12 protein-coding genes and 4 tRNA genes are annotated in these 12,981 nt (G+C 48.0%); 9 read left to right on the top strand and 7 right to left on the bottom strand.

Annotation, left to right across the window (positions count from 1 at the left end; genetic code table 11):
- Positions 1-3 precede the first annotated feature (3 nt).
- Genes AB8599_RS13445 through AB8599_RS13410 form a run of 8 tightly spaced genes read left to right on the top strand, consistent with a single transcriptional unit; the run spans position 4 to position 8,655 of the window.
- On the top strand, positions 4-477 hold the full coding sequence (locus AB8599_RS13445) for a chemotaxis protein CheW (RefSeq protein WP_407331403.1): 474 nt from the start codon (positions 4-6) through the stop codon (positions 475-477).
- A gap of 5 nt (positions 478-482) precedes the next feature.
- Entirely contained in the window at positions 483-2,870 is a 2,388-nt protein-coding gene (gene aer2, locus AB8599_RS13440; protein ID WP_407331402.1) for an aerotaxis transducer Aer2, read from the top strand.
- Positions 2,871-2,872: 2 nt separating this feature from the next.
- Positions 2,873-3,724, top strand: a complete 852-nt coding sequence (locus AB8599_RS13435) for a CheR family methyltransferase (RefSeq protein ID WP_407331401.1) — start codon at positions 2,873-2,875, stop codon at positions 3,722-3,724.
- 43 nt (positions 3,725-3,767) lie between these two features.
- Positions 3,768-4,409 (top strand): chemotaxis protein CheD, encoded by a 642-nt coding sequence (locus AB8599_RS13430; protein WP_407331400.1) that lies wholly within the window; start codon positions 3,768-3,770, stop codon positions 4,407-4,409.
- Positions 4,409-5,452 carry a chemotaxis response regulator protein-glutamate methylesterase gene (locus tag AB8599_RS13425; protein ID WP_407331399.1) on the top strand — a complete coding sequence of 348 codons (1,044 nt, stop codon included), beginning with the start codon at positions 4,409-4,411 and terminating at the stop codon, positions 5,450-5,452. The genes AB8599_RS13430 and AB8599_RS13425 overlap by 1 nt, the downstream gene beginning before the upstream one ends.
- The gene (locus AB8599_RS13420; RefSeq protein ID WP_407331398.1) at positions 5,445-6,611 is read left to right on the top strand and encodes a methyl-accepting chemotaxis protein; all 1,167 of its coding nucleotides are present in this window, start codon (positions 5,445-5,447) and stop codon (positions 6,609-6,611) included. Before AB8599_RS13425 ends, AB8599_RS13420 begins: the two co-directional genes overlap by 8 nt.
- Before the next feature lie 8 nt (positions 6,612-6,619).
- A complete protein-coding gene (locus AB8599_RS13415; protein WP_407331396.1) occupies positions 6,620-6,919 on the top strand; it encodes an STAS domain-containing protein in 300 nt (99 codons plus the stop codon).
- Between the two features lie 44 nt (positions 6,920-6,963).
- A complete protein-coding gene (locus AB8599_RS13410) occupies positions 6,964-8,655 on the top strand; it encodes a SpoIIE family protein phosphatase (protein ID WP_407331395.1) in 1,692 nt (563 codons plus the stop codon).
- Between the two features lie 149 nt (positions 8,656-8,804).
- Here AB8599_RS13410 and AB8599_RS13405 read toward each other — a convergent pair.
- The 7 genes from AB8599_RS13405 to mutY all read right to left on the bottom strand — a co-directional run bounded on the left by AB8599_RS13405 (position 8,805) and on the right by mutY (position 11,993).
- A tRNA-Asn gene (locus tag AB8599_RS13405) sits at positions 8,805-8,880 on the bottom strand.
- A gap of 52 nt (positions 8,881-8,932) precedes the next feature.
- A tRNA-Phe gene (locus AB8599_RS13400) sits at positions 8,933-9,008 on the bottom strand.
- Between the two features lie 36 nt (positions 9,009-9,044).
- A tRNA-Thr gene (locus tag AB8599_RS13395) sits at positions 9,045-9,120 on the bottom strand.
- Between the two features lie 47 nt (positions 9,121-9,167).
- Positions 9,168-9,243, bottom strand: a tRNA-Phe gene (locus AB8599_RS13390).
- A 136-nt stretch (positions 9,244-9,379) separates the two neighbouring features.
- The gene (gene mltC, locus AB8599_RS13385) at positions 9,380-10,522 is read right to left on the bottom strand and encodes a membrane-bound lytic murein transglycosylase MltC (RefSeq protein WP_407331394.1); all 1,143 of its coding nucleotides are present in this window, start codon (positions 10,520-10,522) and stop codon (positions 9,380-9,382) included.
- 90 nt (positions 10,523-10,612) lie between these two features.
- Positions 10,613-10,885: an oxidative damage protection protein gene (locus tag AB8599_RS13380; protein ID WP_407331393.1), complete on the bottom strand. Its 273-nt coding sequence runs from the start codon at positions 10,883-10,885 to the stop codon at positions 10,613-10,615.
- Positions 10,886-10,901: 16 nt separating this feature from the next.
- On the bottom strand, positions 10,902-11,993 hold the full coding sequence (mutY, locus tag AB8599_RS13375; protein ID WP_407331392.1) for an A/G-specific adenine glycosylase: 1,092 nt from the start codon (positions 11,991-11,993) through the stop codon (positions 10,902-10,904).
- A gap of 212 nt (positions 11,994-12,205) precedes the next feature.
- On the opposite strand from mutY, the gene trmB reads away from it, so the two are divergent.
- Positions 12,206-12,922, top strand: coding sequence for a tRNA (guanosine(46)-N7)-methyltransferase TrmB (gene trmB, locus AB8599_RS13370; protein ID WP_407331391.1), 717 nt, complete (start codon positions 12,206-12,208; stop codon positions 12,920-12,922).
- Positions 12,923-12,981 lie beyond the last annotated feature (59 nt).

Genomic DNA, 12,981 nt, shown 5'->3' with positions numbered 1-12,981 from the left:
GTTATGTCAGATGAGGTGATGGAGTACCTGAGTTTTTTGATAGACGACGAAGAGTACGGACTCAACATCCTTGATGTGAAAGAGGTTCGTGGTTGGTCTGATATTAGAAAACTGCCCAATAGTGAGAGTTACTTGCTAGGGGTGCTTGAGCTGCGGGGGGAATACATTCCCATTATCGATCTCAGGCAAAGATTCAATATGGCCCCTTCCGTTTTAAGTAAAACGACGGTGGTGGTGATTGTCCGAAATGCAAAAGGGCAGTCTTTGGGAATAATTGTCGATGCAGTTGCTGAGGTATATCAGCTATCGGCGAGTCAAATTAAGGCGGCACCTAGTTTTGTGAAAATTGACGAGCGATTCATTGAAGGAATTGCCTCAGTCAGTGGAAAGCACGTGGTGCTAATTCAACTTGAACGACTATTTGATTTCGACGTGTTGCATGAAGTAACGCAGCCAGATCTGGTTAGCGAGGATTGACGATTATGTCTTGGTGGAAAAAAGAACCTGTAGCTGTAACTGAAAACACACAAGAAGAGCAGGGATTAAAGGCGCACATTGTGTCCGCGCTTGATACCGCTCAGACGGCATTGATGATGGTTGATAGGGACTTCAAAGTCTTCTACGTCAACAAGAAATCAGTGGAATTGCTGAAGACGCATGAAGAATTGTTCCGCTCTAAGTGGCCTAATTTCCGTGCCGAAAAAGAATGGATCGAAGGAACATGTATCGATTTGTTCCATAAAAATCCCGCTCACCAAAGGCAAATACTGTCCAACCCCGCTAACTTGCCACATGAAGCCATCATAGAGGTAGGAGATGTGTCTCTTCGTCTTGTTGTTGGCGCCGTGATTGACGCCAGTGGCGATTATGTGGGTAACACGTTGGAATGGGATGATGTGACCGAAAAGATCCTCGCAGACAGTGAGAGATCGCGCCTTCGCGCAGCGATCGATCAGTCGTTGACGGCCATGGTGTTGATCAACCGAGATTTGGAAATCACCTATATCAATGAACAAACGCTGTCTTTGTTTAAAACCCATGAAGCGTCTTTCAAACAAATGTGGTCAGGATTTACCGCGAGCAGTGATTGGCTGATGGGGCGCTGCATCGATGAGTTTCATAAAAACCCTGCACATCAACGCCAGTTGCTGGCTAACCCTGCCAATCTTCCTTATAAAACAGACATAAGCATTGCCGATCTCACTATTGAGCTCAACGTGGCAGCCATTGTTGACGCGAAAGGCAACTACATTGGTAACAGTCTTGAGTGGCGTGATGTTTCTATGTTGCGTGAAAGGGAACTCGAAGTTGGCCGGCTGGTGTCAGCCGTTGAGGGTATGACCACCAATATTATGATGGCGGACAAAGAAGGCAACATTACCTACTACAACCCGGCACTGAAGAAATTGCTGGGCAAGCGCGAAGACGATCTGCGTAAGTTTTTTCCTGGTTTCCAAGCCGATAACCTTAAAGGGAAAAACATCGACATATTCCATAAAAACCCCGCGCATCAGCGAGCAATCATAAGCAACCCTGATCGCTTGCCTTACACCGCGAACATTCAAGTCGGCGAGCTGGAGTTCACGCTAACCTGTATCGCCATGTATGACTCAGCAGGTAACTTCATTGGGCCAGCGCTGCAATGGGAAGATATCACCGAACAAATGGTGGGCCAGCGTGATGTTCAGGGACTTATCCAAGATGCGTCAGAAGGACGGCTTGGTTCGCGAATGGATACCAACAAATATTCCGGCTTTATGGCTAACCTCAGTGAAGGCATTAATGGCTTGCTAGACAGCATGGTAGAGCCCATGAATAAATGTCGTGACGTGATGAGTAAAGTCTCTGAAGGTAATTTGAAAGTTAACATGCCGGAAGATTACAAAGGCGACTTTGCCGCACTCAGCAATGCGGTCAACACATCCATCACGAACCTGCGCGACATGGTTGAGAAAATCACTGCGTCCTCAGCGCGTGTGGCAACGGCATCGGGTGAAATCGCAGAAGGGAACAGCGACCTCAGTGAGCGAACGGAAGAGCAGGCCGCTAGCCTTGAACAAACCGCTGCGAGCATGGAAGAGATGACCTCAACGGTGAAACAAAATGCCGAGAGCGCCAATTCAGCCAATCGCTTGTCACAAGATGCGAGCACAAAAGCACAGAAAGGTGGTGAGGTGGTCAAACAAACCGTCTCTGCCATGGGTGAAATCAACAAAGCCAGTAAGCGTATTTCAGACATCATTAGTGTGATTGATGAAATTGCCTTCCAAACCAATCTTCTTGCGCTCAACGCGGCAGTGGAAGCGGCTAGGGCGGGTGAGCAAGGCCGAGGATTTGCCGTGGTTGCGGGTGAAGTTCGTAACCTTGCTCAGCGCAGTGCAGGGGCAGCAAAAGAAATCAAAGACCTCATTAAAGACAGCGTTGAAAAAGTATCAGAAGGGTCACGCCTGGTCGATGAATCGGGTGAAATGCTGAACGAGATTGTTGATGCGGTCGGTGAAGTGTCGACCTTGATTGGTAAGATCAACTCAGCCAGTCAGGAGCAGGCAACCGGCATTGATGAAATATCGAAAGCCATCGTGAAAATGGATGAAATGACACAGCAAAATGCCGCCTTGGTAGAGGAAGCCTCTGCTGCGAGCCAATCTCTTCGCGATGAAGGTGGCGAGCTTCTCAACCTCATCGGCTTCTTCCAAGTTGACAATACGCGCACTGGGCTTAACAACCCCAATGCAGGACAAATGAAAAGTTTCCAACAGCCTTCAGCCCCGTCGGTGAAAGCGCCGCCACCCGCGCCAGCAATGAAAAAAGTGGCGAATGGACCTGCACCATCGGCGCCTGCTTCTGACGATGATTGGGAGGAGTTTTAACAGTGGATGCCATTCAGGCGCTGAGTCAAATCGAAGAGCATCGTGAGTTTGAGTTCACTGCTGATGACTTTGCTTTCATCCAGGCATTTATGCTCAGAGAAACGGGGATTTCTCTCTCTGAGCGTAAAACCTCAATGGTCTATGGAAGGCTCGCGAGACGGCTTCGTCGTACCGGGATTACTAATTTTCGTGACTATTTCGCCCGTGTTAACAGTGACATGGACGAGAGAATTGCATTTGTTAATTCCCTAACGACAAATAAAACGCAGTTTTTCAGAGAAAAGCATCATTTTGATTTTCTTGCTAACACCATGGTTCCTGAATGGCAAAACCAAAAAAAGCGACGCATCCGTATCTGGTCTGCGGGGTGTTCTACGGGGGAAGAGCCCTACACCATCGTGTCAACGCTTGCCGCGAGTGGAATGCTAACACCGAACTATGACTGCAAGATATTGGCGACCGATCTGGATACACAAGTGCTTGAGGTGGCAAAAAATGGCACCTATGGCATTGACGCGAGCAAGGTGATCCCTCCTGCCATGCTGCATCACGGATTTATTCGTGGCAAAGGCAAAAAGCAGGAGTTGCTGAAAGTGAAACCCTCTGTTCAGCAAGCGATCACGTTCAAGCAGCTCAACTTAACGGCTGCTTGGCCTCACAAAGGGCCATTAGATGCAATATTTTGCCGTAATGTAATGATTTATTTCGAAAAAGATATGCAGCAGCAGCTTATATATCGCTTTTGGGAAAAACTGGGTAGTGGCGGCATTTTATTCATTGGTCACTCTGAAAGCATCGGACAAATGGGCAGTCGATTTGAGAACTTGGGTCAAACCATGTTCCGCAAGCCGTAATAGTATGACTGCGAGTTCTAAATGACGGCGAACAGAGCGTTGTATGCATAAAATCCTGGAGCTTACCGGTTGCCCTATTGGGGCAGGAGCAAGGCGCTTTTTTCATCCCGGTAAGCAAATGATGATGGTGAAAATTCAGCCGGGAGAAGTGTACGTCACTTCTGAACGTGAGCTGATAGCGACGGGGTTGGGTTCCTGCATTTCCGCCTGCGTATGGGATCCATTTATTGAGCTGGGAGGCATGAACCATTTTATGTTGCCGTTTGGCGATGCAGACAACATCGAAGGCTGGGATCCGACCCAGTGGCGTTCAAATGCAGCGCGTTACGGCAACTACGCAATGGAATTGTTGATAAACACCATGATCCAGCAAGGTGCCATCAAAAGCCGTTTGCGCGTGAAATTATTTGGTGGCGGCATGGTCATGGGTAAGCAGGCAAATATTGGCGAAAAGAACATAGCCTTCATTCGTAACTATGTTCAAAGCGAAGGCTTGAACATCGTTGGAGAGGATTTAGGGAGTGAGTTTCCACGTAAAGTCGTCTTTGACCCTATGACTGGCAAGGCGTGGGTGAAAAAGCTCAGAGGCTACCGCGGTGAAGTCGAAGCGGAAGAAACTAATTATAAACGCCGTCTGGTGTCTGAAGCAAAACGCGACGATGGCGAAAGTGCGGAGCTATTCTAATGGGTAAACGGGTACATAGAGTGCTGATTGTTGATGACTCTGCTGTTTTTAGAGCATTGCTTAGTGACGTTATCAATTCAGATCCTCAACTCGAAGTTGTGGGGGTGGCGGTTGACCCTTATGAAGCCAGAGAAAAAATCAAAAAACTTAAGCCCGACGTGATCACGTTAGACATTGAAATGCCAAAAATGGATGGTGTTCAGTTTCTTCGTAACTTGATGCGACTTCACCCTATGCCAGTTGTCATGATTTCAACCCTGACACAGCATGGTGCAGAAGCGACCTTGGCGGCACTAGAAATTGGGGCCGTAGATTACTTTCCCAAGCCAACCGAAAACGTCGCGTCAGAAATGAGTAACTACCGTCAGCTGGTGGTAGAAAAAGTCAAAATGGCGGCGACAGCGAATATCGCGGGCGCGGTACATCGCTCGCCGTCTGAAATCAGCGTGTCGGGTCGTCAGTTGAATGCGGCGTACGACATCATCGCCATCGGTGCGTCCACTGGCGGTACGGAAGCGATTCGTAATGTGCTTGAAGCCCTACCAGAAATGATGCCTCCCATTGTGATTACTCAACACATAAAAGCGGTATTCAGTAAATCATTCGCAGAAAGGCTAAATCGTGCATCTAGGCTTCAGGTGGAAGAGCTCTCCTCAGATCGCGCTCCCTTGGTGAGCGGTCGGGTCTACGTCGCACCGGGTGATCAGCATTTAAAAGTGGTAAAGCGGTCCGGTCGCTACTACTGCACAACCTGTGACAGTGAGCCTGTTCAGCGACATAAACCTTCTGTGGATGTGATGTTTGCTTCCGTGGCGGAAGCCGCAGGTGGACGATCGTTAGCAGTCCTGTTGACGGGAATGGGGCGAGATGGTGCCCAAGGTATGCTTGCAATGCGACATGAGGGCGCTCTCACCGTGGCTCAAGATGAAAACAGTTCCGTGGTGTGGGGAATGCCGAGAGCTGCGGTTGAAATAGAGGCGGCGCAGCAGGTACTGCCGTTAGACAAAATTGCCACATACTTAGTGGGTAAAGTTTATGGTTAGAACTAAAACGACTTCGTTTATTGCTTTGGTGGCCATTGTTGCGAGCGTCGCACCTCTTACTGTGCAGCAAACGCCGTTGAGCGTCGCAGCGTCCGTCATTGTCATCCTTTCTATCGCTTATTTGTGGCGACAGCAAGCTGCGGGAAGTCTTTCTCAAGAGAAGCATGATTCGCAGCAGGACGATGATTCAGTGTCCGACGAATCTACGGCAATCTTGCAAAAAATTCATAGCATTTTGAATATTGAATTGGTGCCGATTCGCGAGCAGTTGGATCGCCAGCAAGAAGTCATTAACGACTCTGTTCATAACCTCAATTCCAGTTTCTTTGGTATGGAGAGGGCGGTGAGTGAACAGGCTGCACTGTCCAGGCACATGATTGTTGAGCTTCTCAATAATACCGATAGTGAATTTAACTTGAGCAAGGTATTGCCGGAGACAGAGAAAGCGATCGACCAATATATTGCATTGCTAGTGACGGTTTCAGAGAAAAGTATCACGGCAATTCACTGTATTCACGATATGTCAGCAAAATTGGATGCGGTATTTAACCTGCTGGATCAAGTGCAGGCGATGTCTGATCAAACGAACCTGTTGGCGCTCAATGCGGCAATCGAAGCAGCCAGGGCAGGAGAGCTTGGACGTGGCTTTGGCGTGGTGGCATCAGAAGTGAGAGATCTTGCCAACCGCACGTCGAGTTTGAATAGTCAAATCAACAGAGACATCAACCTCGCTCAAGACACAGTGAAGCAAACTAGCAAGATTGTCGGAGAGATTGCGACACTGGATATGACGACGTCGATTGAGTCAAAAACACGCATTGAATCCCTGTTGACTGGGGTTCAAGAAGTCAACAAACAGGTCACACTAGAAATTGGCAAGCTCACAGAAAAAGGTGAAGTGGTTCGTGGCGAAGTCTCCAAGAGTATTCAGGGGCTGCAATTCGCAGACATCGTTTCACAGCAAGGGCAGCACGTTCTGAGTAACCTCCATATTTTGGAAGACTTAAACGCACTGATTATTGAGAGTTTAGCGGCCGATGATGTCGATTGGGTCGCGCTACACAAAGCTGTTGATGAAATTGAAGAATTGGCGGGCTCTGCAGCGAGAGCTCCGGCGAAACAAATGTCTGCCGATGAAGGTGACATAGAATTGTTTTAGGAGATGGTATGGCTATCAGTCGTGAAGAAAGAAATGACGGGAAAGCAGTTGTTATTCATGTAAATGGGCAGTTTGACTTCAGCGTGGTACAGGAGTTTCGCGATGCGTATCAAGATTGTCAGGGAAAAGATATCGAGGTTGATTTCCGTGGTACGGAGTACATAGACAGTGCGGGTCTGGGTATGTTGCTAAATATGCAAACCTTTCTCAACAAGAAGGAAGGGGATATTCGTTTGACGAATACGATGCCTCAGATTAAACGCGTTTTGGTGATTGCACGATTCGAAAAGAAATTCATCATCGAGTAATTGGAATGCTTAACGGTTGTTTTATCCATTAAGGGGGATGGCGTGTGAAAGTCCTTATCGTTGAAGACGAAGTTTCACTGCAATGTTTCCTAGAGCACGTGCTTAAAGATGAGTTCGATGAACTGTTTATTGCTGATAACGGCAAAATGGCGCTGGACATGCTTGACTCAATGGAGGAACTGCCCAACATCGTGATCATGGATGTGTTAATGCCTGAAATGGACGGTTTCGAGGCGGCAAAGCAGATCCGAATGCGATACAAAAGCTCGTATCTGCCTATCATCTTTCTGACCGGAATTACGGATAACGATGCGTTCAACCGCTGTATGACCTTGGGGGATGATTTTCTTACCAAGCCCATCAGCCGTACCACCATTGTGGCAAAAGTTCGTGCCCACTGTCGCAATGTGCGCTTGTATAACGAAGTTGCCGTTCAGCGCGATGCACTTAAACACTTTCAGGCTCATACCCTGTATGAGCACACAATGGCAGAAACCATTTTCAGTAACCTGATGCAAGGCTGCTATCAGGAAGCCGAAGGGGTGAATTTCTATACCAGTTCCTACACCAACTTTAACGGAGACGTTGTCCTGGTGACGCCAAGGCCGCAGGGGGGCATTTATGCACTCCTTGCTGATGCGACAGGTCACGGGCTCCCCGCCGCGATTTCTTCTATCCCCGCAACAAAAGCGTTTTTCGCCATGACAAAAAACGGCTTTGCATTAGGTGATATTGCCAAAGAGATGAATTCGACCCTGAAAACATTTTTACCACCAGGAATGCTAGTGGCGGCCAATTTGGTAGAAGTATCAGCCAATGGGCTCGATGTGAAGTGGTGGGGCGGGGGGATGCCAGATGGTTATATTGTGGACAACCAAGGCGAGATAAAACAACGTCTGCCATCTGCGCACATGGCATTGGGCGCGATGGACCCAGAGGAGTTTGAAGCCAATCTTGTTGCCTTAAAATTGGAAGTGGGAGACAAGCTGTTCTTTTTCACCGACGGTGTGATTGAAGCGCGAGATGCCGGTGGGCAAGAGCTGGGTGAAGAAGGGCTCGAAGCACTGCTCTCATCGCCCTGCGACAGTGTGATTGAACTGACACGCGAGCATATTACACGGTTTACGAGCGGCGGTGGAGTCGGTGATGATATGTCGATGCTCGAACTCACCGCGCCAATAAAAAGCCGTATCGAGCAGCAACCGGGTGATCCGGATTACTATGACCGCCGCTCTCCAGCACAGCTCAATGTCTATTTTGGTGCCAAAGAGTTACGCAAAGTGAACCTTGTCGGTGAAGTGAGGCGCATGCTCAAGGGAACCCTTGGCAGCAATATCGATTTGGATTTGATGTGTACTGTGCTCTCTGAGCTTACCAACAATGCACTGGAGCATGGCTTACTGAAGTTGGAGTCCAGCTTGAAATCCGATGACGATGGTTTTCTAGATTACTATATGGAACGTCAATCTCGCTTGGAGCAACTTGATGCTTTTGCGTATATGGAAGCGGGCATCTCATTTAACCCCGCCAAGCGTGAGCTTAGTTTCTACGTCACTCATAATGGCGAAGGCTTTTGGATTGATGACGTTGATAGCACAGTGGAAGAATCACTCGCACGCAGTGGGCGCGGCATTGCATTGGTCACAGAGCTTTGCGACTTCTTCACCTATGAAGATGAAGGACGAACAGCGAGAGGCACGTATAAGTTGGCATCAGGGATGGAATACAACAATTAGAGAAGTGGATAGGCGAGCCAACTCGCTTAGTGCCACCTTTACAGAAGTCCTGCCAGTTGAGCAGGATTTTTTTGTTTGCCCTTTTTTTAGGGCAGCGCCCTGAAATAAAGGCGAAAAAAAACCCAGTCCGAAGACTAGGTTTCTTAATGTGGCTCCCCCTGCAAGACTTGAACTTGCGACATACGGATTAACAGTCCGCCGTTCTACCGACTGAACTAAGGGGGAATTGCTAGGCACTCACTAAGCCGAAGCTAAATCAATGACCATTCTTGCAATATGGTGCCTCGAGGCGGAATCGAACCACCGACACGGGGATTTTCAATCCCCTGCTCTACCGACTGAGCTATCGAGGCTTTGATAAGAGAGTCATAAACTCAATATCAAAATAATGGTGCCGGCTACCGGAGTCGAACTGGTGACCTACTGATTACAAGTCAGTTGCTCTACCAACTGAGCTAAGCCGGCACACAAACCTTGGAAACGTTGCGTACTTAACACCATCTCACTAAATATGGTGCCTCGAGGCGGAATCGAACCACCGACACGGGGATTTTCAATCCCCTGCTCTACCGACTGAGCTATCGAGGCAACGAGGTGCATTAAACGGATTTTGATGGTTTCCGTCAACATCTTTTTGAAAAAAAAACGCCAAATAGGACTGTTTGATGGCTTTTTCATCGTTTTGATTTAAAAGCGCTCTGCTTTTCGGATGTTTACTACGGTTTTACTGCATGGCGCGAAACTCTTTTTGGTAATTAGTTACTTTCTGTAAGTAGCGTCGCGACTCCGAAGATGGGTGTTTATTGGTCAAAGCCCAATAAACTTGGTTCGGTTGCAGTCGATTAAGATCATTCATTGCCCGTTTCCGGTCAGATTTGTGGAAGGTTTTAAGCACATTGCCAGCGCCACCGTTGTAAGCCGAGATCATGCTGTAGTGTTTCGACAGCGGGTCTCTCACGTCTTTTAGGTAGCGTGTTTTCAAAATATAGAAATACGCCGCTCCAGTATCAATGTTCTTGGCGGGATCAAACAGGTATTCCGGTGATGGCTCACCGCTGCGTTTTTTCACAAGATTGAATACATCACGTCCGGCGGTTTTTGGCACAACTTGCATCAGACCATACGCATTTGCCCAGCTCACCGCATATGGGTTGAAGCTGCTTTCTGTTTTGATGATGGAGTAAATTAACTCTTCAGAGATCCCGTAGCGTTTTGCGGCATCACGGATCAGGTCGGCATACTGGTAGCGTCGCTTATTAGAGTGATCTGACACCATAGGTATTTGCACATAAAACACTTTCTGAAAGCGCAGTGATTTGGTTTTTAGCTGTTTTTCAATGAGGTAGTCAGCGTAACGGTTGGCACGCCATTCCCATGCGATCTCTTTGCCATCTTGATCGAGAATCTGTCCTTGTAAGAATGGACGCCCTTCAAGCTGTACGTCTGCCGCGGAATAGAGATCAACCGATGCAGGGTCATTTGGTGTGAGTAAAGTGGTGATGATCGCCTGTCTCAGGTGCTGTGCAGGTTGGGTTGTGGCAACAGTTTCAATGGTCACTAAGCCATTGGCGAAATCCACTCGTGCGCGGCTCAAGTAGTTATCTGTGTATTTCACGTAATCACTTTTGCCTGATACGTAGACTTCGTTTTGCCCCCAACGCACTTCGATGTCACCAGTAAAGCTGTTGATTAACTTATCGAGAGAGGCGAAGTCTTTCTCAAATTGTCCCGGCAAGGGAGCAAGATTTTTGGCAAAACGGTTAGTGGTGTCGTAATCGATCTGATAAACAGATTCGATCACTTCTCGGCTACAACCAGATAGTGAAAAAACAATCAGCAATGACGTCACTAAGCGAAGAATTTTCATGGAGTCCATACGTTAAAAAAGCACCCATGATCAGCGTAATCAGGATGCTTATATTTACAAAATGTTGAAGCAAAACTGTGAGCTAGAAACTCACTCTGATGGTGGGGTATAGCCTTCGATCACAGTATCGTGACCTTCAAATAGATATTTTACCATCTCTTCTTCGAGCAGTTTGCGGTGGTCGGGCTCCATCATGTTGAGCTTCTTCTCGTTGATCAACATGGTTTGCTTGCTCTGCCACTGTGCCCACGCTTCTTTCGAGATATTGTCAAAAATACGTTTGCCAATCTCGCCTGGGTAGAATTGGAAATCCAATCCTTCTGCGTCTTTCTTCAAGCGCTGGCAAAAAACAGTACGGCTCATCATTAAGCTCCCAATATTATGATTTTCCGGCATTTGCCGAAGTCTGAAATTCTCTCGTTAGGCTTTCAAGTAACTTCTGCACGGGGGCAGCAAGCCCAACTTTGGCTGGTTGGGTTAAGTTATACCAAAGCCCGCCTTTCCCTTCCATGATCCCGTTTTCCCCAATATTTTCGGGTTTATTGTGAAGTTTGACGCGAAAAGGCACGATATCAAGGTGAAAATGGCTAAACGTGTGACGAAAAGCGGTCAGTTGCTCAGGCGTGTCAAACTCATTACTCGGCAATTTACTTTGAATGAAGTGTATGGCATCGGTTTCTGGGGTCTCTGGTAAGCACCATAAACCGCCCCATAGCCCAGCGGGTGGGCGCTGCTCAAGCCAGACTTGATCTTCATATTGGAACAAGACAAAGCAGGTTTCTTTCTCAGGAATGGTCTTTTTGGGCTTTTTGCCGGGGAAATCCGCCTGACGCCCAAGCGCATTGGCTTCGCAGCTATAATTGACTGGGCAAATGTCGCACTTAGGTTTGCTTCGCGTACAAATCATGGCGCCCATGTCCATCATGGCTTGATTGTAGCGCTGCACGCCTTCTGCTGGTGTGTTTTCTTCCGCCAATCCCCAAAGTTGGTTTTCAACGGGCTTTTTCCCCGGCCAGCCTTCAACAGCAAAATGGCGAGACAAGGTGCGTTTCACGTTGCCGTCAAGAATAGGGTGATGCTGACCAAGAGACAGCGACAGCACGGCGCCTGCGGTTGAGCGACCAATGCCGGGTAGGTCTAACACATCGTCAATATGAGTTGGGAACTCACCTTGGTAAGTTTCGGCGATTTGCTGCGCGGCTTTATGAAGATTACGCGCTCTTGCGTAGTAACCTAGGCCTGTCCAAAGGTGAAGCACTTCATCGAGTTCGGCGTCCGCCAGATCGGTAACGGTGGGGAAGCGCTTCATGAAACGTTCGAAGTAGGGGTTCACGGTGGCCACTTGTGTTTGCTGCAACATGATCTCTGAGAGCCATACTTTGTAAGGTGTTTTCTCTTGTTGCCACGGTAAAGTTTTACGGCCGTATTTGTCATACCACGTCAAAATGGCATCGGAAAAAGACTGACTCACTATGATTGCTCTTTTGTTATCTTTATGGGGAATAGATTCTCGTCGCGCATTCTATCAACGAATGACTGGGATTGCTGAAAAAGACAGCGATCTTGGGGTTGGAGAGAGAAAGATCTCAGCGGGTAGCCGACAAGGCTTGCGCCGAGACGTTATCTTTGGATAATGCGCGATCCGCTTAACTTTTCTTCATTATTGATTGCAGGCAAAAGACCATGACTGAAGTCACCAAAACCGAACTGACCGAAGAAGGTAAAATTCTTCGTAGAATCAGAAGCTTTGTACGTCGAGAAGGACGTCTGACCAAAGGTCAGGAGCAAGCAATGAACGAATGCTGGCCAACCATGGGTATCGACTTCGAAGAGAAGAAGTTGAACTGGGTTGAGGTATTCGGTAATGACAATCCGGTGGTACTTGAAATCGGTTTTGGTATGGGTGCATCGCTGGTTGAAATGGCGAAAAATGCCCCAGAGAAAAACTTCATCGGTATTGAAGTGCACAGCCCAGGCGTGGGTGCTTGTTTGATGGCAGCGCGTGATGCTGGCATCACCAACCTGCGCGTGATGTGTCATGACGCCGTGGAAGTGTTCGAGCACATGCTGCCTGAACTGAGTCTAGATACGGTTCAACTGTTTTTCCCAGATCCATGGCATAAAAAACGTCACCACAAACGTCGTATCGTGCAGCCAGAATTTGCACAGATGCTACGTAGTAAACTGAAAATTGGCGGTATTTTCCATATGGCAACAGATTGGGAAAACTATGCTGAGCATATGGTTGAAGTGATGGATGTAGCACCAGGCTACAAGAACACCGCGACGGATGGATCTTATATTCCTCGCCCTGATGAGCGCCCGCTGACCAAGTTTGAAGCGCGTGGCCACCGTTTGGGTCACGGCGTGTGGGATATGAAATACGCCCGCGTTAATTAAGACAAAATTCATACCCTTCTTGTCACGCTGCGTTGTAATGTAGCGCTGCATGTTTAAAA

Source organism: Enterovibrio litoreus (genome assembly GCF_045679545.1).
Lineage (GTDB): Bacteria > Pseudomonadota > Gammaproteobacteria > Enterobacterales > Vibrionaceae > Enterovibrio.
Note: the sequence above shows the minus strand (reverse complement) of the source record. Positions and strands in the feature narration are given on the sequence as shown.